General features: G+C 71.3%; 16 protein-coding genes. 8 read left to right on the forward strand and 8 right to left on the reverse strand.

Translation table 11 applies throughout. The features are described from left to right. Together LZ198_RS28540 and LZ198_RS28545 are read left to right on the forward strand one after the other, a co-directional pair. Entirely contained in the window at nucleotides 1-5,565 is a 5,565-nt protein-coding gene (locus LZ198_RS28540) for a type I polyketide synthase (RefSeq protein WP_253975245.1), read from the forward strand. A gap of 20 nt (nucleotides 5,566-5,585) precedes the next feature. After that, nucleotides 5,586-8,435 carry a type I polyketide synthase gene (locus LZ198_RS28545; protein WP_253975246.1) on the forward strand — a complete coding sequence of 950 codons (2,850 nt, stop codon included), beginning with the start codon at nucleotides 5,586-5,588 and terminating at the stop codon, nucleotides 8,433-8,435. A 27-nt stretch (nucleotides 8,436-8,462) separates the two neighbouring features. Here LZ198_RS28545 and LZ198_RS28550 read toward each other — a convergent pair whose 3' ends face one another. The 3 genes from LZ198_RS28550 to rd form a co-directional block, all read right to left on the reverse strand. Next, nucleotides 8,463-8,726, reverse strand: a complete 264-nt coding sequence (locus LZ198_RS28550) for an acyl carrier protein (protein ID WP_253975247.1) — start codon at nucleotides 8,724-8,726, stop codon at nucleotides 8,463-8,465. A gap of 127 nt (nucleotides 8,727-8,853) precedes the next feature. Then, nucleotides 8,854-10,488, reverse strand: coding sequence for a fumarate hydratase (locus tag LZ198_RS28555; protein WP_253975248.1), 1,635 nt, complete (start codon nucleotides 10,486-10,488; stop codon nucleotides 8,854-8,856). Nucleotides 10,489-10,576: 88 nt separating this feature from the next. Further along, nucleotides 10,577-10,744 (reverse strand): rubredoxin, encoded by a 168-nt coding sequence (gene rd / locus LZ198_RS28560; protein ID WP_253975249.1) that lies wholly within the window; start codon nucleotides 10,742-10,744, stop codon nucleotides 10,577-10,579. 150 nt (nucleotides 10,745-10,894) lie between these two features. Between rd and LZ198_RS28565 the strand changes: the two genes are divergently transcribed. Next, nucleotides 10,895-12,202 (forward strand): OmpA family protein, encoded by a 1,308-nt coding sequence (locus tag LZ198_RS28565; protein WP_253975250.1) that lies wholly within the window; start codon nucleotides 10,895-10,897, stop codon nucleotides 12,200-12,202. Nucleotides 12,203-12,212: 10 nt separating this feature from the next. On the opposite strand, the gene LZ198_RS28570 is transcribed toward LZ198_RS28565, so the two are convergent. The 3 genes from LZ198_RS28570 to LZ198_RS28580 are packed head-to-tail and all read right to left on the reverse strand — an operon-like array spanning nucleotide 12,213 to nucleotide 14,646. After that, entirely contained in the window at nucleotides 12,213-12,974 is a 762-nt protein-coding gene (locus LZ198_RS28570) for a L,D-transpeptidase family protein (protein WP_253975251.1), read from the reverse strand. 44 nt (nucleotides 12,975-13,018) lie between these two features. Beyond that, complete coding sequence (locus tag LZ198_RS28575) at nucleotides 13,019-14,035, reverse strand: DUF2071 domain-containing protein (RefSeq protein ID WP_253975252.1); 1,017 nt, start codon at nucleotides 14,033-14,035, stop codon at nucleotides 13,019-13,021. Further along, nucleotides 14,032-14,646, reverse strand: coding sequence for a hypothetical protein (locus LZ198_RS28580; protein WP_253975253.1), 615 nt, complete (start codon nucleotides 14,644-14,646; stop codon nucleotides 14,032-14,034). The genes LZ198_RS28575 and LZ198_RS28580 overlap by 4 nt, the downstream gene beginning before the upstream one ends. A 164-nt stretch (nucleotides 14,647-14,810) precedes the next feature. Between LZ198_RS28580 and LZ198_RS28585 the strand changes: the two genes are divergently transcribed. From LZ198_RS28585 to LZ198_RS28595, 3 genes are all read left to right on the forward strand, one after another. Further along, a complete protein-coding gene (locus LZ198_RS28585; RefSeq protein ID WP_253975254.1) occupies nucleotides 14,811-16,202 on the forward strand; it encodes a right-handed parallel beta-helix repeat-containing protein in 1,392 nt (463 codons plus the stop codon). A 114-nt stretch (nucleotides 16,203-16,316) separates the two neighbouring features. Further along, nucleotides 16,317-16,973 (forward strand): hypothetical protein, encoded by a 657-nt coding sequence (locus tag LZ198_RS28590; protein ID WP_253975255.1) that lies wholly within the window; start codon nucleotides 16,317-16,319, stop codon nucleotides 16,971-16,973. 106 nt (nucleotides 16,974-17,079) lie between these two features. Further along, nucleotides 17,080-18,552 carry an amino acid permease gene (locus LZ198_RS28595; protein WP_253975256.1) on the forward strand — a complete coding sequence of 491 codons (1,473 nt, stop codon included), beginning with the start codon at nucleotides 17,080-17,082 and terminating at the stop codon, nucleotides 18,550-18,552. Nucleotides 18,553-18,562: 10 nt separating this feature from the next. On the opposite strand, the gene LZ198_RS28600 is transcribed toward LZ198_RS28595, so the two are convergent. Then, a complete protein-coding gene (locus LZ198_RS28600) occupies nucleotides 18,563-19,759 on the reverse strand; it encodes a cytochrome P450 (protein WP_253975257.1) in 1,197 nt (398 codons plus the stop codon). A 253-nt stretch (nucleotides 19,760-20,012) separates the two neighbouring features. Here LZ198_RS28600 and LZ198_RS28605 point away from each other — a divergent pair, with 253 nt between their 5' ends. Then, nucleotides 20,013-21,104, forward strand: coding sequence for an MBL fold metallo-hydrolase (locus tag LZ198_RS28605; protein ID WP_253975258.1), 1,092 nt, complete (start codon nucleotides 20,013-20,015; stop codon nucleotides 21,102-21,104). An 89-nt stretch (nucleotides 21,105-21,193) separates the two neighbouring features. Beyond that, the gene (locus LZ198_RS28610) at nucleotides 21,194-21,784 is read left to right on the forward strand and encodes a hypothetical protein (protein WP_253975259.1); all 591 of its coding nucleotides are present in this window, start codon (nucleotides 21,194-21,196) and stop codon (nucleotides 21,782-21,784) included. Between the two features lie 46 nt (nucleotides 21,785-21,830). On the opposite strand, the gene LZ198_RS28615 is transcribed toward LZ198_RS28610, so the two are convergent. Beyond that, nucleotides 21,831-22,784 carry a LysR substrate-binding domain-containing protein gene (locus LZ198_RS28615; RefSeq protein WP_253975260.1) on the reverse strand — a complete coding sequence of 318 codons (954 nt, stop codon included), beginning with the start codon at nucleotides 22,782-22,784 and terminating at the stop codon, nucleotides 21,831-21,833. Nucleotides 22,785-22,863 lie beyond the last annotated feature (79 nt).

The following is a 22,863-nucleotide window of genomic DNA, read 5'->3' on the forward strand; positions in this document are numbered from 1 at the left end:
ATGTCCGACCCGGATTCGACTCCCTCCTCGCCCGAGGAGCTGACGCCATTGCAGCGGGCGGCCCTGGCCATCAAGACCCTCCGCGCCCGCGTGGATGCCCTGGAGCTGTCGCGCTCGGAGCCCATCGCCATCATCGGCATGGGGTGCCGCTTCCCCGGGGGCGCGGACGACGCGCGGCTGTATTGGGAGGTGTTGCGCGGTGGCGTGGACGCGGTGGGGCCCGTCCCGGCGGACCGCTGGGACGCGGAGGCCTACCATTCCCGGGACCCCGACGCGCCGTGGAAGATGGTCGTGCGCGAGGGGGGCTTCCTCTCGCAACCCATCGCCGACTTCGACTGCGAGTTCTTCAACCTGTCGCCGCGTGAGGCGAGCTACGTCGACCCCCAGCAGCGCCTCATGCTCGAGGTCGCGTGGGAGGCGCTGGAGGACGCGGGCATCGCCCCGGGTTCGCTCGCCGGGAGCGACACGGGGGTGTACGTCGGCTTCCTCAGCGGCGACTACGGGCGCGTGCCCTTCAACGCGTTGCCCACGCGGGACCTGCCCTACATGGGGACGGGAAACGAGCTGAGCTTCTCCGCTGGCCGCGTCTCGTATGTCCTGGGGCTCCAGGGGCCGTCCATGGTGGTCGCCACCGCCTGCTCCTCGGCGCTCGTCTCCGTCCACCTCGCCTGCCAGGCCTTGCGCCAGGGCGAGTGCTCGCTGGCGCTCGCGGGTGGGGTGAACCTGGTGCTCCACCCGGACAACAACATCGTCCTGTCGAAGATGCGGGCGCTCGCGCCGGACGGGCGCTCGAAGACGTTCGACGCCTCCGCCAATGGCTACGGTCGCGGCGAGGGCTGTGGCGTGGTGGTGCTCAAGCGGCTCTCGGACGCGCTGCGCGACCAGGACCGTGTGCTCGCCGTCGTCCGGGGCTCGGCGGTGAACCATGACGGCCCGAGCGGCGGGCTGACGGTGCCCCATGGGCCCGCGCAGGAGAAGCTGCTGCGCAAGGCCCTGAGGGCCGCCGGCCTGTCGTCCTCGGACGTGGGCTATGTGGAGGCGCACGGCACAGGGACTCCCCTGGGCGACCCCATCGAGCTGCGGGCCCTGGACGCGGTGCTGGGCGGAGGGCGCGGTCCGGAGTCGCCGCTCCGTGTGGGCTCGGTGAAGACGAACCTGGGGCATCTGGAGTCCGCGGCGGGGGCCGCGGGGCTCGTCAAGGTCGTCCTGTCGCTGCGGCACGGCGCGATACCGCCGCACCTGCACCTGAAGAACCCCAACCCCGCGGTCGACTGGGGACAGTTGCGCCTCACGGTGCCCACGGCGCTGACGCCATGGCCCTCGGGGCCACGTCCGAGGGTGGCGGGCATCAGCGGCTTCGGCCTCAGCGGCGTCAACGCCCATGTGCTCGTCGAAGAAGCGCCGCCCGCGCCTCCTCGCTCGCAGGAGGCCACGCCCCGGCCGCTGCATCTCCTGGCGCTGTCGGCTCGGAATCCCGAGGCCCTCGAGGCGCTGGCGCGACGCTACGAGGCGTCGCTCCGTGGACCGGAGCTGTCGTCCGCGCCGCTCGAGGACCTCTGCTTCACGGCGAACACGGGGCGGACACACTTCGCGCACCGGCTCGCGCTGGTCGCGCCATCGCGAGAGGCGATGCTCGCGAGGCTCCAGTCCTTCCTCTCGAAGCAGGAGGTGCCCATGTCTTCAGAGGGCCGCAGTGCGGGGAGCGCTCCGCGAATCGCGTTCCTGTTCACGGGGCAGGGCTCCCAGTGGCTGGGCATGGGCGAGGAGCTCTTCCGGACCGAGCCGGGCTTCCGGCGGACGATGCTGCGTTGCGACGAGGTGCTCGCGCCGCTCCTGGGGCAGTCGCTGGTGTCGCTGCTGTATCCAACGGAGCGGGACGACGCCGCCCGGGGCCGGCTCGATGCGACGGGCGTGACGCAGCCCGCGCTGTTCGCGCTCGAGTACTCCCTCGCGAAGCTGTGGATGCAGTGGGGTGTCGTGCCGGACTTCGTGATGGGGCACTCGGTGGGGGAGCTGGTGGCGGCGTGCGTGGCGGGGGTCTTCACGCTGGAGGAGGGGCTCGGGCTCATCGCCACGCGCGCGCGGCTGATGCAGTCGCTGCCGGCGGGAGGCGCGATGGCGGCGGTATCGGCCGAGCCCGCGTTGGTCGAGTCCGTGCTGGCGCGGTACGACGGTCAGTTGTCGCTGGCCGCGCTCAACGGGCCGCGCAGCGTGGTCATCTCCGGGCGGCAGGGCGCGCTCAGTGACTGCCTCGGCGAGCTGAGCCGTCTGGGCAAGCGCGCCACGCCGCTGCGGGTGTCCCACGCGTTCCACTCGTCGCTGATGGAGCCCATCCTGGAGGAGTTCGGCGTCGCCGCGAGCAAGGTGCGGCTGAAGGCCCCGACGATTCCGCTCATCTCCAATGTCAGCGGCAGGGAGGCGGGCCCCGAGATACAGGAGCCCCGCTACTGGGTGGAGCACCTGCGACGGCCCGTCATGTTCGCGCGCTCCCTGGAGTCGCTGCGTCGCGCGGGCGTCACCGGCTTCCTCGAGGTGGGCCCCCGGCCGACGCTCATCGCGATGGGACAAGGCTGCATCCCCGTGGACGGGACGCGGTGGTGGGGCAGCTTGAGGCCCGAGCGCTCCGACTGGGAGCAACTGCTCGAAGGGCTCTCCTCGCTCTATGTCGCGGGCGTACCGGTGAACTGGCGGGGGCTGGACGCGGGCCGGGAGCGGCGCAAGCTCTCGCTGCCGTCGTACCCCTTCCAGCGGCGGAAGCACTGGATGGAGCTGTCCGACGCGTCGTGGGAGCGTCAGGGCCCTCGGGCCCAGGGCTCCGCCGCGCCCCATCCCTTGCTGGGACAGCGGGTGGTCTCCGCCTCCCAGGTGCGGCAGTACGAGGCGCGGCTGGGGGCCTCCTCTCCCGCGCTCCTCCGCGACCACCGCGTCCATGGCCAGCTCGTCGTCCCAGGGGCGGCCTACGTGGAGATGGGGCTCGCGGCGGGACAGGGTGTCCTGGGAGGGAAGGGCGCCGTCCTCGAGGAGGTGACGTTCGTCCAGCCGCTGCCACTGCCCGACGAGGGCGCGCGGAGGGTCCAGCTCCTGTACACGCCGGAGGGAGAGCGCTCGGGCCGCTTCGAGATCTTCAGCCAGGACGCGCAGGACGGCGACGTGGAGCCCTCGTGGACGCTTCACGCGCACGGACGGCTCGGCGCCGCGACACGCCAGGAGGCGCCGCGTGTCCCGCTGGCGCGGCTGCGGGAGCGACTGTCCGACGAAGTCCCGGTGGAGGCCTACTACGAGAAGCTGGGGCGCGCGGGGCTCGCGTATGGCCCTGCCTTCCGTTCCCTCCGGGAGCTCTGGCGCGGCGGAAACGAGGTCTTGGGACGGATCGCCCCGGCGGGAGCGGCGGTCGCCGAGGCCGGCCGTTACGGACTGTCTCCAGCCATCCTGGACGCGTGCTTCCAGGCCGTGGGCGCCGTCCTGGAGGAGACCCCGGGCGCGACGTACCTGCCCGCGGGCGTCGGCCGTGTCGAGCTGCGGGAGCCGGGTGTCCAGGAAGCGTGGGTTCACGCCCGGGTGACGCGCGACGAGGGGCCGAAGGCGACGGGGTATGCGTGTGACCTGGAGCTCCTGACGTCGGAGGGAGAGGTCGTGGCGTCGGTGCGGCGCCTGCGGCTGCGGCGGGTCTCGCGTGACGCGTTTCTGGGAGCGAGGAGCAAGCACTTGCGGAACTGGCTCTACGAGCTGGACTGGAAGGAGCGTCCCGTCCCCATCCCCTCGCCCCACGAAGGGGGCGCGGAGGCCGGGCCCCGATGTCTCGTGCTCGTGGACGAGGCGGGAGTGGGCGCACGGCTCGTGGACGCGTTGGGGGCACGCGGGTGGAGGGTGTCGACGGCGCGGCACCCCGCGCGAGCGCTGTCGTTCGATGTGGCGCACGTCGAGTCGCTCGTCGCGCGAAAGGATGATGCGTCGCCGCTGCACGTCGTCGACCTGTGGAGTCTCGATGCGCAGGGTTCGGAGTGGGGCGTGGCGGACGTCGCGCTGGCGCACGCGACGCGAGGACTGGCGCTGGCGCAGGCCTTGTTGAGGGCGCGCCAGGGGACGGACGTCTCGCTCTGGCTGGTGACGCGGGCGACCCAGGCCGTCGCGGGTGACGTCGTGGCCGATGCGCCTGTCGGAGCCTCGCTGTGGGGGCTCGGCAAGGCCATCGCGCGCGAGCACCCGGAGCTGCACTGCCGTCGGGTGGACCTCGCGAGGGAACGCTCGCCGGAGGATGCAGACCGGTTGTTGGCGGAGCTGTTGGCGCGGACCGACGAGGACGAGGTGGCGCTGCGGGACACGCGTCGGTGGGTCCCGAGGTTGGTCCGCAGCCGCCGCGTCCCCCTGTCCGGTGCGGAGCCCGAGCCCGCGCTACGCGGTGACGGGAGCTACCTCATCACGGGAGGCCTCGGAGGGCTGGGGCTCGCCGTGGCGCGACGACTGGTGGAGCGGGGGGCAGGGCATCTCGTCCTGGTCGGACGCGGGGCTCCCAGCGGCGCGGCGCGAGCCGCACTCGATGCACTGCGGGAGCACGGCGCGCGCGTCCACGTCATCGCGTGCGACGTGTCGGCGGCCTCGGACCTCACGCGCGCGCTGTCCGGACTGGCGGGTGAGGTGCCGCCCATCCGGGGCGTCATCCACGCGGCCGGGGTCGTCGACGACGGGTTGTTCACGCAGATGACGCCGGAGCGGTTCTCACGGGTGTTCGCGTCGAAGGTCGCGGGAGCATGGAACCTGCACCGCGCGTTCGCCTCGGAGGAACTCGACTTCTTCATCCTCTTCTCGTCCGCGGCCTCGTTGATGGGCTCCGCGGGCCAGGCGAACTATGTGGCCGCCAATGCGTTCCTGGATTCGCTCGCGCATCATCGGCGAGGTCTGGGGCTTCCGGCGCTGAGCCTCGACTGGGGCGGGTGGTCGGACGTGGGCGCCGCGGCGGACCCGCAGCTCCAGCGGCGCATGGAGCTGCTGGGCTTCGGGGGGATTGCTCCCGACGAGGGGCTCGCCTTGCTCGAGCGCGCCCTGACGTTGGACGGGCAACTGGGCATCCTCCCCGTGGATTGGGACGTGCTCGGGCGCAGGGGGCGGTCACCGCTGTATGAGGACTTCGTGCGGAGCGAGGCGTCGGCTTCGGGTGAGGACCTCCGGGCGAAGCTGGAGCGGCTGCCTCCCGTCGACCGTCGCGGCGCGCTGCGTTCGCACCTCGGCTCGCGGGTGAACGGGGTGTTGGGGCGCGCGGTGTTGGAGTCGTTGGATCCGGACCAGGGCTTCTTCGACCTGGGGATGGACTCGCTCATGTCCGTGGAGCTGCGCAACGTGCTCCAGCGGGATCTGGGGGTGTCGCTCCCCGCCACCATCGCCTTCGACAATCCCACCGTGAACGCGCTGGTGGAGCACCTGGCGACGGAGGTGCTGGGCTTCCGGGAGGAGGTCGCGACACCCGTGGGGCCTCCGGTCGACGACGACCGGGAGCTGGACGCGCTCCTGGCGGACGTGGACGTCCTGGACGACGGCGCCGTGCAGGACATGCTGCGCCGGCGGCGCTGAGGGTGAGTGGGGAGAACGCCATGACGACGGATTCCCGACGCATCTCGGAGCTGCCTCCGCTCAAGCTGGCGCTCGCGGCGAGCAGCCTCCAATCGAAGCTCGCGCTGGCGTTGAGCGAGCCCATCGCCATCATCGGCATGGGGCTGCGCTTCCCGGGAGGCTCGGACTCTCCAGAGTCCTATTGGGAGCTGCTGCGCGCGGGGCGGGAGGCCATCTCCCCCATCCCCGCCTCACGCTGGGACATCGACGCGTACTACGACCCGACGCCCGGTACGCCCGGGAAGATGTACACGCGACACGGCGCCTTCATCCAGGGCGTGGAGGACTTCGACCCGCAGTTCTTCGGCATCTCCCCCCGAGAGGCCTCCCGGATGGATCCTCACCAGCGCCTGCTGCTGGAGGTGAGCTGGGAGGCGTTGGAGCGGGCGGGCATCGCCGCGACGGACCTGAGGGGCAGCAGCACCGGCGTCTTCGTCGGGATGATGAACGAGGACTTCTCGCACCTGATGAAGGACGCGACGCAGATCGACCTGCACACCGCCTCCGGGTCGGGCCTGAGCGTCGCGGCGGGGCGGCTGGCCTACAGCCTGGGGTTGCAAGGCCCGACGATGGCGGTGGACGCGGCCTGCTCGTCATCCCTCGTCACCGTGCACCTCGCCTGTCAGAGCCTGCGCACGCGCGAGTGCGACCTGGCGCTGGCGGGAGGCATCAGCCTCATCCTCTCGCCGCTGACGTCCGTGGTGAACTGCGCCATGCGCATGCTGTCCGTGAAGGGCCGGTGCAGCACCTTCGATGCCGGCGCGGATGGCTTCGTCCGGGGCGAGGGCTGCGGGATGCTCGTGCTCAAGCGGCTGTCGGATGCCGTCGCGGACAGGGACCCCATCCTCGCGCTGGTGCGGGGCTCCGCGACGAACCACAGCGGCCAGTCGAGCGGGTTGACGGTGCCCAACGGCAACGCGCTCGCGAAGGTGATGCGCGCGGCGCTGAAGTCCGGGGGCGTGGAGCCCGAGCAGGTGGATTACGTGGAGGCGCACGGCACGGGGACGGCCATCGGCGACCCCATCGAGATGGAGGCGCTGGGCCGCGTCTTCGGTCCGGGGCGGTCGCCCGACGTCCCGCTCGTGGTCGGCTCGGTGAAGACCAACATCGGTCACACGGAGGGCGCCGCGGGGGTCGCCGGCATCATCAAGGTCGTCCTCGCACTCCAACACGAGGTGCTCCCCGCCCACCTGAACCTGGAGACCCCCAACCCCAACATCCGGTGGAGCGAACTGCCCGTCGTCGTATCGCGGGCGAGGCGGCCCTGGCGTCGGGGCGCGCGTCGGCGCATCGCGGGGGTCACCGCCTTCGGCTTCAACGGGGCGAACGCGCACGTGCTCATCGAGGAGGCCCCCGTCATGGAGGCCGGCTCTCCGGAGGTCGCGCCCGTGGCGCCGCAGTTACTGGGACTCTCCGCCCGGTCCGCGCCCGCGCTGCGCGAGCTGGCGTCGCGGTATGCGCGGTACTTCTCCGAGGAAGGTGCGGAGCGCCGCTCGCTGGCCGACGCGTGCTTCACGGCGAACACGGGGCGCGTCGTGTCCACGCACCGTCTGGCCCTGGTGGCGTCGAGCGTGGAGGACGTCCGCGCGCGACTGAAGGCCTTCGAGCGAGGTGAGCCGGCCCCGGGCCTCTGGACGGGCTCGGGGCGGCGAAAGCCACGGCTCGCGTTCGTGTTCGGAGGCGGGACGCAGCGGTGGTCGACGTGGGCCCGCGACCTCTTCGGCGCGGAGCCTGTCTTTCGGGAGGCGGTGCTCCGCTGCGAGGCCGCCCTTGCGCGCCCCCTCGTCGAGGCGTTGTTCAAGCCCGTCGCGGAGGCTCCGGCGGTGCCTCCAGGGCCAGGCCTCGTGTTGCCCGGCTGGTTGGCTTCCCAGTGCGGGCTCGTCCACCTGTGGAGGGACTGGGGTGTCGAGCCGGCGGCGGTGCTGGGCGTGGGGATGGGGGAGTTCGCGGCGGCGTGTGCCTCGGGGGTGTTGTCCTGGGAGGACGGCGTGCGGCTCGCGGGGGCCTTCGCGGACCCGGTCGAGCGCGCGGCCCCTGGCGCGGAGATGGCGGTCGAGACACCGGAGCGGCTGGAGGCGCTGCTGCGTGGCTTCGCCGAGGTCTGTCTCGTGGGACTCGATGACGAGGGACGGGGCGTGTACGCGGGGACGCGGAGCGCCGTCGAAGCGCTCCAGGTCGGCTTGCTCGAGCACGGGGTTCGCGGCGAGTGGCGAGAGTCCACCCGGGCCTTGACCCCCGAGGTCTGGCGCCGAGGGCGCGAGGCGGTTGCGGCGTTGGCTCGCTCGATGTCGCACGCGAGGCCCCAGGTGCCCTGGTGGTCCGCGCAGTCGGGGCGCATCCAGGACGCACCGGGGCCGGAGTCGTGGCGAGGCCCTCCGGGCACCGCCGCGCAGTGGAGCATGTCGCTGGAGCAGTTGGGCGCCGAAGGCGTGGAGGGCTTCCTGGACGTGGGCCCAGGTGAGGGCTGGACGGCCTTGGGGCGGCGTGGCGCGTCCGCCTCCGGACGGCTCTGGGCGACGTGTCTGCGCGGATCCACGGCGGCGTGTGCCCAGCAACGGGAGGCCCTCGCGGCGCTGTTCGCCGCGGGCGCGGACGTGGCCTGGAGCGCGCTCTACCGAGACACCCCACACGACAAGGTGGTGCTCCCGACGAGCTGCTTCCAGCGCGGCCGTTACTGGTTCGACCTGCCGGTGGCCTCCGTGTCCGTCGCTGCCCCACCGGCTCCCGCCACGCTCCTGGCGGAGGACCCCGAGGCGCTCATGGCGCAGCTGGCCCTGGTCGAAGAACTCTCGGAGGAGCAGGTGCGGGCCCTCCTCGAGGGGCAGGGATAGGCCGAAGGTCGCCCGGCGAGGACCGCGTCAGGGGCGGTGGTCCCGGGCGCATGCGTAGACCATGTCCGCGATGGCGGAGAGGGTCTGGAGGTTCTCGACCCTCAAGGCGTCCGCGGGCACGGTGATGCCGTATTGCTTCTCGATGAAGCCCACCATCCGCGCCGTCTCCAGCGAGTTCAGGATGCCGAGCTCGAGCAGGGGCGTGGACGGGAGGAGGTCCTCCGCGTCGCCCTCGAGGATTTCGTCGGCGATGTACCGCGTGAGGCCTTCGAGGAGCTGCGCCTGATTCATGGTGCTCTTCCCCCCTGCGACGAGTCGGGGGGAAGCAAAGCATGTCCGGCGCGCGCGCCAGCAGGGGAGGAGGGGCCTGTTGCTCACTATCCGATGACGCCCGACCCCACCCCCGGAGACGCCGCGCTCAGCCCTTCTTGGCCGAGGGCTTGTTGATGTGGGCGAAGAAGTCGTTGCCCTTGTCGTCCACGACGATGAAGGCCGGGAAGTCGACGACCTCGATCTTCCAGACGGCCTCCATGCCCAGCTCCTCGTACTCCAGGACCTCCACCTTGGTGATGCAGTCCTTGGCCAGTCGCGCCGCCGGGCCGCCGATGGAGCCCAGGTAGAAGCCGCCGTGCTTCTTGCACGCGTCGGTGACGGCCTGGGAGCGGTTGCCCTTGGCGAGCATGACGAAGCTGCCGCCCTCCGCCTGGAACTGGTCCACGTACGCGTCCATGCGGCCGGCCGTCGTCGGGCCGAAGGAGCCGGAGGCGTAGCCCTCGGGCGTCTTCGCGGGGCCGGCGTAGTACACCATGCGGTCCTTCAGGTACTGCGGCATGCCCTCGCCCCGGTCCAGCCGCTCCTTGAGCTTCGCGTGGGCGATGTCGCGCGCCACCACCAGGGGGCCCGTCAGCGACAGGCGCGTCTTGATGGGGTAGCGCGACAGCTCCGCGCGGATCTCGCTCATGGGCCGGTTGAGGTCGAGCTTCACCACCTCGCCGGACAGGTCCGCGTCGGTCGTCTCGGGCAGGTACTTCGCCGGGTCCGCCTCGAGCTGCTCCAGGTAGACGCCGTCGCGGGTGATCTTCCCGAGCACCTGGCGGTCCGCCGAGCACGACACCGCGATGGCCACCGGACACGAGGCGCCGTGGCGGGGCAGGCGGATGACGCGCACGTCGTGGCAGAAGTACTTGCCGCCGAACTGGGCGCCGATGCCCATGCGCTGGGTGAGCTTCAGCACCTCCTGCTCCAGCTCCACGTCGCGGAAGGCGCGGCCCAGGTTGTTGCCGGTGGTGGGCAGCGTGTCGAGGTAGCGCGCGGAGGCGTACTTGGCCGTCTTCAGCGCGTACTCCGCGGAGGTGCCACCCACGACGATGGCCAGGTGGTACGGCGGGCACGCCGCCGTGCCCAGCGAGCGGATCTTCGCGTCGAGGAACGCCAGCAGGCTCTGCGGGTTCAGGAGCGCCTTGGTCTCCTGGTACAGGTAGCTCTTGTTCGCCGAGCCGCCGCCCTTGGCCATGAACAGGAACTTGTAGGCGTCACCGTCCGTCGCGTAGAGCTCGATCTGCGCGGGCAGGTTGTTGCCGGTGTTGACCTCCTTGTACATGTCCAGCGCCGCCATCTGCGAGTAGCGCAGGTTGGACGTGCGGTAGGTGTCGAACACGCCGCGGGAGATGGCCTCCTCGTCGTTGCCGGCGGTGATGACGTACTGGCCCTTCTTGCCCATCACGATGGCGGTGCCCGTGTCCTGGCAGGAGGGCAGCACGCCACCGGCGGCGATGTTCGCGTTCTTCAGCAGCTCCATCGCCACGAACTTGTCGTTGGACGACGCCTCCGGGTCCTTGAGGATGTTGGAGAGCTGGCCCAGGTGGCCGGGGCGCAGGAGGTGGGCGATGTCCCGCATCGCCTCGCGCGTCAGCAGGGTCAGCGCCTCGGGCGCCACCTGGAGGAACGTGCGGCCGGCGGCCTCGAAGGTCGAGACGTGGTCCTTCGTGAGCAACCGGTAGGGCGTCTCGTCCTTGCCCAGCGGCAGCATTTCCTGGAACTGGAAGTCGGTCATTCCGTGGCCTCGTCGAGGTGTCTACGGCGCGCAGGAGTAGCGCCCTTGGCCCCGGGATGGGAACCAAAAGCGTGGGGTGGGGGACCGCCTAGTCGGCCACCGGCTCGAAGTCCTGCTTCGAGGCGCCACAATCCGGGCACGTCCAGTCCGCCGGCAGGTCCTCGAAGGGTGTCCCCGGAGGGATTCCGGTGGTGGGGTCGCCTTCCGCCGGGTCGTAGACGTGGCCGCACGGCAGGCAGCGGTAGCGCTTGGACATGGCGTGAGGATAGCCCGGTCCTTCCAGGCGCGGGGGGCGGACGGTCGGCTGGTGGGCACCACCCCCAGCCGACAACTCGCGGTGGGCCCAGGTTGTGCGATGCTGTGGACCCCCGTGGCTTCTTCCCCTGTACAGGCACTGTTGGTCGGCATGCTGGCGCTGGTCGCCGTCACCGCGCGCGCGGCGGAACCCTCCTCCGTCGAACAGCGAGCCCGGGAGGACCTGGACCGACAGCTCCAGGCGCTGGTGAAGACGCCGCCGCCGGAGGTCCTCATCACCTACGAGGGCCTGCCGGGCGCGGGCACGTCCCGGGGCTACAAGCTGCTGGAGATGGACTTCATCCTCAACGGCCAGCCCCTGGCCGTCCCCGCGCTGGAGACCATCGGCGCGCCGGGCACCCACCGGCTGGCGGCCCTCAAGGTGGAGGAGGGCTCCTACACGCTCGTGTCCCGTGTCACGTACACGAACGACCAGTGGAACCTCTTCAGCGAGGAGAGCGGCTTCCTCTGGAAGATGACCGCCTCCGTCACGTTCCAGGCCCAGCGGGGCCTGCGCGTGAAGGTCCGGGTCGTCCCGGGCATCAACCCCACGGCCCCGGACCCCCGGCTCAAGCTGAAGTTGATGCATGACGTGTCCGCGGAGATGACGGCGCCGCTCGCGGATGCGTCGCTGGCGGACCCTCCGGTCGCGGGACCGCGTGTCGCCACGGCGCCGCCGGTGACGCCTCCGCCCGTCAGCCCCCCACCTGTCACCCCCCCGCCCGTCAAGCCGCCACCCCTGGCCCTCCAGGCGCCGGTCCAGCCGCCCGAGCAGGGGCCGGTGGCGCCAGGGCGGCTGATGCTGAAGGTCCTCTCCGGAAAGAAGCCCGCCCAGGCCACCGCGTATGTCCGGGGCAAGGGGCCGCCGCAGCAGGTCATCCTCGACAAGAAGGCGCGCAAGCCCACGGTGGTGATGCTGCCGCCGGGCGAGTACACGGTGGACGTGCTGTCGAAGGGCTTCCTGGCCCAGACGCGCCAGGTCCGCGTCACGCGCGAGAAGGACGCCGTCGTCTCGCTCTCGCTCTCGCGCGCCCCGTCGAAGAAGAACCAGTTGCCCCAGGTGAAGAACGAGCGCGTGGAGCTGCCCAAGCCGCCGCGTTTCGCCGACAAGCAGTCCGAGCCGCGCAAGGGCTCGACCAACGGGCTGGCCCTGCTGGTGGACATGATGGTCCGGGACGAGTCGCTGCGGCTGCGCGTCGAGGGTCACACCGACAACCGCGAGACGGTGGCCGGGGCGCGTCAGGCGCTCTCCGAGGCGCGAGCGAAGGCCGTGGCGGGGCTGTTGGTCGACGCGGGGCTCTCGCCGGCGCGCGTCGAGTCCGTGGGCCTGGCGGACTCCCGTCCCAAGGCCCCCAACCTGATCCCGCGTGGCCGCGAGCTGAACCGCCGCGTGGACCTGGTCCTGCTGCGCGGCCCGTAGTCCTCCGGGCTCAGCGCCGGGCGTCGCGGGCCGGCGCGCCCGGGCTCACGACGTAGGCGCCCGTCTTCTCGTCCACGCGCGTACGCGGCAACTGGTGGCTCTCCTCGAAGAGCAGGTACGCGGGCTGGAGGCTGCGCCAGAACGCGACGAGGTCCGGGTCCAACCCCGCCTCCTGCTCGAGCTCGCTCAGCCCCGCGGTCGTCAACCGGCGCGGGAAGATGTGGATGGGCGTGTCCCGCTTCGTCTTGGCCCGCGTGTCGAGGGTCATGAGGTACAGCTCCTCGATGGGGGTGTCCTGGATGGCGATGCAGCCGATGCTCACGCAGTCGCCGTGGACGAAGATGTCACCGCCGAGCGGCACGCCGGGCCGCTGGCGCCGGCGGTCCGCGGCGTTGGGATAGCTGACCCGGATGGACAGGTGGTAGCTGCTCCAGGGGTTGAAGAGGTCGAGCGTGTAGAAGCCCTCCGGCACCTGGAGGTCTCCCTGCTGTCGCTTCGGCCCGGGTACGCCGGACGCCGCGCAGAACGGATAGGTCTTCACCTTGACGAGAGGCCCCCGCGCGGGGCCCGCCCAGACCTCCAGCTCGCCCTCGTGCTTGAAGGCGCGGACGTAGAGCTGCTCGGGGGGCCAGGCGACGCCGGCCGCGGAGAAGAGGCGGGTGAGCTCCCCCATCCGTTGCTTGCGCGCCGTGGCGACCCGGTCCTCCGCGGGGCTTGCTGTCGCGCAGAGGAGCACACTGCAGGCGAGGAGGAGGGGGAGGGCTCGGGTCATGCGGCGTGGGACATCTCCGGCCCCACGTCCGTTCCCTCCCTCCGTCAGGGCGCGAAGCGCTCCCGGCGCAGGGGCCGCCAGCGGTAGGCGCATTCGGTGAGGTGGAGCACGGAGTCGAGCCGGGCCCCCGGCGCCAGCGGCCCCTCCTCGAGGTACTCGCAGTACAGCTCTACCGGGGTGGCGAAGCGCGCGTTCCAGGGCGCCCGGTCGATGGTGAGCACGTAGACGTGTCCACCGGCCACCCCGAGCGCGTCGTAGCACTCGACCAGGGGCTCGTGCAGGTCGTCCAGCCCGGTCCAGACGCTCGCCTCCGGAGGTTCGGTCCGGGGGCGCGTGTCGAAGACGCCCACCAGCCGGCCGCCGGGGAACGCGGCCTCCGGGTCCACCGCGAGCGTGAGCAGGTCCCCTTCGCGGGCCATCACCATGTGGGCCTCGCCGAACGTGTGGAAGCGGAACTCGTCGAGCGCGTTGCCCACCCGGCGCATCACCGGGTCGTTCGTCTCGCTCCGCACGAAGTAGCCGCCCCGGCGCCAGTCGCCGCGCGCGTTGCGGTAGCGCACCGCGGCCCGGTAGCTCGCCTGGTAGAAGCACACGCCCAGCAGCGGCGACACGCCCTGGGGCCGCATGTCGCGCAGCGACGACATCAGCACCTGGACCCACGCGGTGCCCCGGTGCAGCTCGGGCTCCAGCGGCGCGGGCAGCAGGCGCGCGAGCCGCCCGGCGTCCACCGCGTAGTTGAGCGAGACGGCCTCCACCCAGTGCGTCTGGACCTGGGTGAGCCAGGGGACGGAGGGGCACTCCTCCATGTCGGGCGTGCTGGGGCTGACGTCGAAGCGCTGGGTGAGCGCCGCGTGGGCCTCGCGCAGCGCCTGGTGGCCGGAGGGCGTGGGCCGCCAGAAGCGCCGCTCCTGACGTGCGTGGCCGGCGCTCACCAGCGCCCGCAGCGCCTCCGAGGGCGTCTCGATGCCGGCCCGCGCGAGCCGCTGGAGGAGGTCGTCCTCCGAGAGGCCGAGCGGCTCGGAGGCCAGCGCCACCAGCGCCGCGAGCGACTCCGGGCTCATACCAGCCGGGCCTCTCGGGCCCCCGACGCGAGCCGACGCATCCGGGCCCGGTGCAGGGCCAGCCCTCCTCCGAACTGCACCAGGAACCACAGCCCGCCGAGCACGCCGAAGGCCTGGTCGGGGAGCGCCGTCATCACCAGCGACATCGCTGCGAAGAACGCGGCCACGATGAACCACTCCCTCCCCATCAGCGCGCCCATCATCGAGAAGGCCGTGGCGAACAGGACACACGCCACCGCGGGCACGAACAGGAGCTCGAACCCGAGTCGCCAGTTGATGAGCGCCACGAGCACCATGCCGGCGATGAACGTCGTCCAGATGGCCCAGATCTGCCGCTCGACGAACGAGCGCGCCCCGGCCGTCTGTCCCCGCTTCAGCACGAAGATGGAGACCGCGTTGAACCCGAGGACGAGCGTCCAGAGGAGCACATAGGGCCCGGGGGCGCGTTGTCCCTGGCTCCAATGCCACTGAGTACCCGCGAACCCCAGGGCGTTGGTGAAGGCATGGAGCATCCAGAGGACGCCCCAGTTCTGGAGCGCGGAGTCATCGCGCGCCTGGGTCACGACGCGGCGGATGAGGTCGAGGGCTTGATGGGCTTCGTCGCGGTTCATCGCGCGGCGGAGTCTACGCGAGCCGCGCGCGCCTGCCTGCCCCGTGCCTTTGCCTGGGGGGAGCGTCCGGTGGCGCACCGCCGCGCGGTCCGATGGTGACGTCGTCGATGACGTGCTACCGCGCACCCTCCATGGCCCCTTCATGTCCCCCGTCGTCGAAGTCGTTGCGTCTGGTCGTGTTCCTGCTCGTGGTCGTCGCCGCGCGCTCGGGGGGCTCCTCGCCGCCCGGCTCCGAGGCCGAGACGCGAGAGGCGACGCGAAAGGGAGGGCGTGTGGCCCCGAGCCAGGACCCGAGGGTCGCGAGCTCCCGCGGGCCTGACGGGGGCACGCCGGACGCGGGCGCGCCCCGGGACGGGAGCCCCGCGGGGGTCGGAGGCGACGTCAGGCCCGCGGCCCTCCGCGTGAAGCGGGAGTCGCTGGCGGGGGGACCCGGCGCGGGAGACGCGGGCCCCATCCCGGCGGATGGGGGCACCGTCATCACCTCCACGCTGTCCGGGACGCTGACGCGGGCGGGGTCCCCGTATCGAATCGTGGGGGATGCCCAGGGCATCGTCACCGTCCCCAAGGGCAAGGTGCTCCGGGTCGAGCCAGGGGTCGTCCTGGACTTCCGAGGTCGCCCGGAGGTGACGCTGGCGGACGTGGACCCGCGGGCACCGAGCAGCGTGATGAACCACCAGAAGGGGCGGGTGGAGATGCGTGTCTACGGCGGCATCCAGGTGCGCGGCACGGAGGCCAGCCCCGTGGTCCTCACGTCGTCCAACGCCTATGGCTGGTGGGGCATGAACTTCATGGGCGAGGGGTCGGTGGGGGATGGCGACCCCGTGTTCGAGCAGATGATCTTCGAGAAGGTGCGCAAGAACGACTACAACGGCGGGCGCGAGCGGACGCGGGGCGCCATGTGGGCGTACTACCCGGGGCCGGTGACCATCCGTCGCTCGACGTTCCGCGACAACCTGGTGTCGGCCAAGTGCGGCGCGGTGGACCTGATGTTCACGGTGGGCTCGCTCGTCGAGGGCAATCGCTTCGAGAACAACCGCACGTCGGACATCGACCGCTTCGCGCAGCCGGGGACCTTCTCCATGGCCGGGGGCGCGGCGCTGTGCGTGACGCATGGACGGAACTCGGTGGTGCGCGGCAACACCTTCCGGGGCAACGTGCTGGAGGCGTTCCGCGGCAGCCTCTACACCTCCCTGGCCCTCCGCCCCTTCCTGACGTGGCCCAATCCCCAGAACATCTACGACCTGGGCGGCGGCGGGGCCATGCACTACTTCCAGCCGAACAACGACCTCGCCGAGGACAACCTCTTCGAGGACAACACCGTGATCCAAGGTCCGGGGTCGGCCATCGTCATCGAGGACATCGGCACGCGCGGCGTCACCCTGCGCGGCAATCGCTTCGTCAACAACCGGGCGGGCTCGGGTGGGGTGGTGGTGTGCTATCGCGCCGTGGGCGAGGTGGAGCTGGTGTTGACCCCCGACAACGTCTTCCAGAACAACACCGCGAACGGGGCTGCCGCACCCGCCGTGACTGGCGAGTGCACGGTCGATACCCAGTAGGCTGCCAGGCGTCGGCCCGGGCCTCTCGCGTGGTGGGAGGCCCGAATAAAGTCGGGCCGGGGTCGTCAGAGGACGCATACACCCCAGCGGGCACCCAGCTCCGAGGTCACCCACATGAACTCCCTCTCCTCCGCCGTCGTCGCCGCCCTCCTCCTTGCCGGCAGTGCCCAGGCCCAGTCAGTTCGCAACCACGTCGAGCGTTCGCAGGACCGCCGGGAGATTCGCGAGGACAAGCGCGAGCTGCGCGATGACCGTCGTGACCTCGAGCAGCTCAAATCCATCCTGGCCCGCTTCGACCGGGCCTGGTCCAGCCGCAACGAGCGGGAGATGCGCTCGGTCGAGTCGTCGCTGCGCCAGGCGCTCCGGTCCGAGCTGCGCGAGAGCAAGCGGGAGCTGTCCGATGCCCAGGCCGAGGCCCGCCGCAGCCAGCGCGAGGTCCGCGTGGACAAGTGGGAGGTTCGCAACGATTCGCTCTGGGGACGCCGGGCCGTCGTCGTCAGCGGCCAGCACGAGGTGCGCGACGACCGCCGGGACGCGCGCGATGACCGGCGAGACGTCCGTCAGGAGGCCGCCGCGCTGCGCACGCGCGTGGCGATCGCCCGTGAGCTGGATGACCTCGACGGCATGCGCTCGGGTGGCACGCTGCACCGCAAGCGCGACCTCATCCAGGAGCTGATCAGCCTGGCCGAGCTGGAGCTCCGCCAGGGCAAGCAGGAGCTGCGAGAGGACCACCGCGAGCGCCGCGAGGACCGCCGCGACGGTTGGCGCTGAAGTCCACGGGGGTGGGCCCGGCGCATTCGCTCGCCGGGTGACACTTCCCGTCCGCCACCGACGACGGTCCTTCCGAATGCCCGCGGGCCGGCGTTGACTGGGGCGCGTGGGCATCTGGACCAAGAAGAACATCCAGCGACTCCAGGGCGAGGACGGTGAGGGCCACGCGCTCCACCGCACCCTGAGCGGGCTCCAACTGACGCTGCTGGGCATCGGGGCCATCATCGGCGCGGGCATCTTCGTGGTGACGGGCACGGCGGCGGCCCAGCACGCGGGCCCCGCCATCGTCCTGTCCTTCGTGCTGGCCGGCGTGGGCTGTCTCTTCGCGGGGCTGTGCTACGCGGAGTTCGCGTCGATGATTCCCGTCGCGGGCAGCGCGTACACCTATGGCTACGCGACGCTGGGCGAGCTGGTGGCGTGGATCATCGGGTGGGACCTGATGCTGGAGTACCTCTTCGCCTCCTCGGCGGTGGCGGTGGGCTGGTCCGGCTACTTCACGTCGTTCCTGCGCGACTACCTCCACTGGAACCTGCCGGCGGCCCTGAGCAACGCGCCCTTCGAGACGCGGCCCGGCTCGCTCGTCCCCCAGGCCACGGGGGCCCTGGTGAACCTGCCCGCCGTGCTGCTCGTGGCGGTGTTGACGGTGCTGCTCGTGGTGGGCATCCACGAGTCGGCCCGCGTCAACAACATCATCGTCTTCCTCAAGGTCTCCATCGTCCTGCTCGTCATCGGCTTCGGCGCGTTCCACGTCGACACGTCGCACTGGCGACCCTTCATCCCCCCGAACACGGGGCGCTTCGGCGAGTTCGGCTGGAGCGGGGTGCTCGCGGGCGCGGGTGTCATCTTCTTCGCCTACATCGGCTTCGACGCCGTCTCCACCGCCGCGCAGGAGACGCGGGAGCCGAGCCGGGACCTCCCGATGGGCATCCTCGGGTCGCTGGCCGTCTGCACCGTGCTCTACGTCCTCATGGCCGGGGTGATGACGGGGTTGGCGCCGTACCAGACCCTGGATGTCCCCGAGCCCGTCTACGTGGCCATCTCCCGGGGCGGGCCTGCCTTGGCGTGGTTGCGTCCGGTCGTCGGGCTGGGCGCCATCGCGGGGCTGGCGTCGGTGGTGCTGGTGATGCTGCTGGGCCAGCCGCGGGTGTTCTTCGCCATGTCGCGCGACGGGCTCCTGCCGCCGTTCTTCGGCCGCATCCACCCGCGTTTCCGCACCCCCTATGTCTCCACGCTCATCACCGGCGGCGTGTCGATGGTGGTCGCGGGCTTGTTCCCCATCGGCCTGTTGGGGCACCTGGTCTCCATCGGGACCCTGTTCGCGTTCATCGTGGTGTGCGCGGGCATCCTCGTGTTGCGCTACACGCGGCCGGACCTGCCCCGGCCCTTCCGCACGCCATTCGTCCCGGCGGTGCCGATCCTGGGCATCCTCAGTTGCGGCGCGTTGATGCTGGGGTTGGGGCTGGAGACCTGGCTGCGGCTCATCATCTGGCTGGCCATCGGCCTGGTCATCTACTTCACCTATGGACGCAAGCACTCGCGGGCCGCGCGCGAGGAGGCCGGCGCGCCGGGCCAGGATTAGGCGGGCGCGTTCACACCGTGCGGAGGGTGACGGGCAGCGTCGCGGGGCCGCGCACCACCAGGGTGCGGTGCCAGGACATCGGCTCGGCGCCGGACTCGAGGCCGCCGCAGCGGTCCAGCAGGGCCTCCAGCATGAGCCGCCCCTCCATGCGCGCCAGGGGCATGCCCAGACAGAAGTGGATGCCGTGCCCGAACGGCAGTTGGTGCGTGCCGGGGCGCTGGAGGATGAAGCGGTTCGGCTCCGGGAAGACGTTCTCGTCGCGGCAGGCGGAGCCCAGCAGGGCCAGCACGGGGGCGTTCTTCGGAATCCTCACGCCGCTGAGGTACAGCTCCTGCGTCGCCGTGCGGAGCACCGCCTGGGCGGGAGGTTCGATGCGCAGGACCTCGTCGATGAACGCGGGGAGGAGGGCGCGGTCGGCGTGCAACTGCCCGAGCAGCTCCGGGTGCTTCGAGAGCAGATGGACGGACGAGCCGAGCAGGTGGACCGTGGACTCGATGCCCCCCACGAGCAGCACGGCGACGAAGGCGAGCAGCTCGTCACGGGTGAGCGCCTCGCCCTGCGGCCGGGCGGCGAGCAACTGGCTCAGTACGTCCTCACCGGGGTGGCGCCGGCGCGCGGCGAGCAGCTCTCCGAAGTAGCCCCGCACCTCCGCCACCGCCTCCCGCGCGATGCGCTTGCGCTCGTGTTCGTCCGGGCGGACGGTGGTGACACCGCCGGTCATCAGGTCCGCCCATCGCCTGAGGTGTGGCCGCATCGCGGGCTCGACCCCCAGCAGCTCCCCCATGACCTCCACGGGGATGCTCATGGCCAACGAGGGCATGACATCCAAGGTGCGGCCCAGCGGCAGTTGTGCCACCACGCGGGAGGTCACTTCCCGGACGCGAGGCTCCAGCCGGACCATGGCGGCGGAGCCGAACATGCCCTGGACGAGCCCTCGCAGCCGCCCATGCTCGGGAGGGTCCATGGCCAGCATGGACTCCGCGAAGGGATTGCCTCCCAGCCACTCGGGGTTGGTGGCCATGCCGAAGCCGCGCGACGAGAACAACTGGGGATGCTTCAACACGAACATCACGTCGTCGTAGCGAGACACCGCCCACAGCCCGCCCGGGTCCACGACGCACACCGGGGCGTTGCGACGCATGTCCGCATAGGCGGGATACGGCGTCGACTTCAGCTCGGGAGACAGCAGGTCGTATCGGACATTCATGCCGTCGGCTCAGATTCGGGAGGGTGACGTCGCGGGGACGACCACGGGTGGATTCTCGTCTGTGTTTCAGCGGAGTCCACGTGAATCTCACCGGCCTTGGAGACAGGGCGTGCCGTCGTTCATGAATCGCAACGTGGCGGGGGATGGCGGCGGCTTGGGGCGGGGATGACCGGAGAGCGACCGGGGGCCCAGCCGACCCCTGGGTCGTCCACGGGGGTGGCTGAACGGAGCCCTGCGCGTTAAACACGACGGCATGTCATCGGTCCGTCGTGGTGGACAGGCTTCTGGGCTTCGTCTCGAGCGGGTTCGCGCGTCACGCCAGTTCTCGGAGGGGCGCTTTCGCAACACCGCGCCCGTGGGGCCCGGCATCCAGGGCAACCCCTTGCCGCTGCTCGGGGAGTATTTCTTCGGCGGGTCGCAACGGACGCCACCAGCGCCCCTGCCGGTGGAGGACCCTCGGCCCGCCTGGGCTGCCCGGCCGGACTCCGGCTTCCGCGTGACGTGGTTGGGACACAGCACGCTCCTCCTGGAGTTGGATGGCGCGCGTGTGTTGACCGACCCCGTCTTCGGTGACCGCGCGTCCCCCATGTCCTTCGCGGGGCCCCGTCGCTTCCACCCCACGCCGGTGCCGCTGGACGCGCTGCCGGAGCTGGACGCGGTCCTCCTGTCTCACGACCACTACGACCACCTGTGCCGCTCCACCATCGAGGCGCTGGCGAAGCGGCGGGTGCCCTTCGTCACGGCCCTGGGGGTAGGCGCGCACCTGGAGGCCTACGGTGTCGCGCCGGAGCTCATCACCGAGCTGGACTGGTGGGAGCGGGTGACGGTGGGGGGCGTGGGCTTCACCGCGACGCCCGCCCAGCACTTCTCGGGGCGGGGGTTGGGCGACCGCAACCAGACGCTCTGGGCCTCGTGGGTGCTGGAGAGCGACCGCCGCCGCGTCTTCTTCAGCGGCGACACGGGGCTCACCTCGGAGTTCGAGGAGATTGGCCGGAGGCACGGCCCCTTCGACCTGGTGATGCTGGAGGTGGGCGCGTTCCACCCGAGCTGGGGCGGCATCCACCTGGGGCCGGAGAACGCGCTCAAGGCCCACGCGCTGCTGGGCAGCGGCACGCTGATGCCGGTGCATTGGGGCACCTTCAACCTGGCGCTCCACGCGTGGGACGAACCCGCGGAGACGCTCGTCCGCCTGGCCTCCGAGCAGGACGTGCGCCTGTTCACCCCACGCCTGGGCACCGCGACGGAGCCGCCTCACTTCGAGCAGACCACGCCCTGGTGGCGTGAGGTGGGCGGCCAGGTCGCCACCGCGGGCGCCCCTCGGGTGGAGGACGGTCAGACGGGTTGATAGCCCTGGGCTATCAGGGTCATCGGAACGATGTGTTGGAACGAGGCAATGGGCGTGGGCATCCTTCATCCATCAAGGAGCTCATGCCCATGCCTCTCATCGCGCTCGCGGGTGTTGGTTCAGGTGCGCTGCACGCGCTGTCGGGGCCGGACCACCTGCTCAGCCTGGCGCCGTTGTCGGTAGGTCGTCGACAGGGCGCCTGGCGAGTGGGTCTGCTCTGGGGCCTCGGTCATGGCGTCGGCACGCTCATCGCGGCCACGGTGTTGATGCTCGTCCTGTCGGCGGTGCACCTGGAGTGGGTCGACCGCTGGGCGGAGCGAGTCGCCGGACTGGCGCTGGTGGGGATGGGGGTGTGGGGCCTGCGGCGGAGGATGGCCTCGGACCCGGAATCGGGCGCGCCCCGCGGCGTGGTGACGGTCGGACTGGTCCACGGCATCACCGGGGCGTCGGCGTTGCTGCTCCTGCTGCCGGTGGCCACCTCGGGGACGGGCCTGGAGCGAGCCGTCTATCTGGGGGGCTTCTCGGTCGGCAGCACCGTGGCCATGTCCGCGCTCACCGCCAGCATCGCGGCCTTCTCCCGAGGGCGTCGTCTCTCGACGACGTTCAGCCGGCACGTGCCGCGCGTCGCTTCTTCACTCTCCATCGCGCTCGGTGGGGTGTGGATGTTGGGGGCGGTCTGATGCCGTGCTCGCACCGTGCGCTCGGGCCGCAAGACCCGGGCCGTGCTCACGGGGGCCGTGGGCGCAGCGCCTTGCGTGGAGCCTTCGCGACCGACGTGGGGTAGTGCTCGTGGAGGACACCGGCCAGCTCGCGAAGCGCGGCCGTCAGTGGTGAGCGGCGGCGCCACACGAGCGCGAGGGTGCGGTATGGCACGGGCTCCGCGAGAGGACGCACCTTCAACTCGGCGCGACGGACCTCGGTGGGCAGGGCGAGCGCGGGCAGCAGGGTGACACCCGTGCCGCTGGCGACCATCTGCGCCAGGGTGGACAGGCTCGTGGCCCGGAACTCGAGTTCGTGCGCGCGGGCACGAGAGCAGAACGCCAGTGCCTGGGCCCGGAGACAGTGTCCCTCGTCCAGCAGGAGGACGTTCGCCTCCCTCAACTCGCCGGGAGTCGCGGGTGTGTCCTTGGTTCCGAGCGGATGCGTGTGGGACGTGACGAGGAAGAACGGGTCCTTTGCGATGACCTCGCGCTCCACGTCCCCTACCTCCGCCTCCAGCGCGACCAGCGCCGCGTCGAGGCTTCCCGCGTCCAATTCGCGGATGAGCACCTCCGTCTTCTCCTCGACCCAGGCCAGCGTGAGTCGAGCGAAGCGTCGCCGGAGGGCGGGTGCGACGGCTGGCAGCAGGTACGGGGAGACGGTCGGAATGACGCCGACGCGCAGGGTTCCCGCGAACGGGTCCCCCACGCGCCTGGACTCTTCCAGCAGGTCATCCGCCTCCAGGAGAATCCGCCGGGCGCGCTCCACCAACTTCTCTCCCGCCGAGGTGGGCAACACGCGCCTGCGGTCCCGTTCGAACAACTGGACGCCCAACGCCTCCTCGAGCAGCGCGAGCTGGGCGCTCAACGAGGGTTGGGAGACGTGGCACCGCGCGGCGGCCTTGCGGAAGCTCAGGCTCTCCGCCACGGCGACCGCGTACTGGAGCTGCCGCAGGGTGAAGGGATGGGGCGCCAGATGCATGAGAGGCGGTGACTATCACGCGACACGCGGACCGCGAGAGCTCCGGAGTGGGAGCCTCGCGGTCCGCTGTCGTGCCTCA

The sequence above is a fragment of the Myxococcus dinghuensis genome (assembly GCF_024198235.1).
In the GTDB taxonomy this organism is placed as follows: domain Bacteria; phylum Myxococcota; class Myxococcia; order Myxococcales; family Myxococcaceae; genus Myxococcus; species Myxococcus dinghuensis.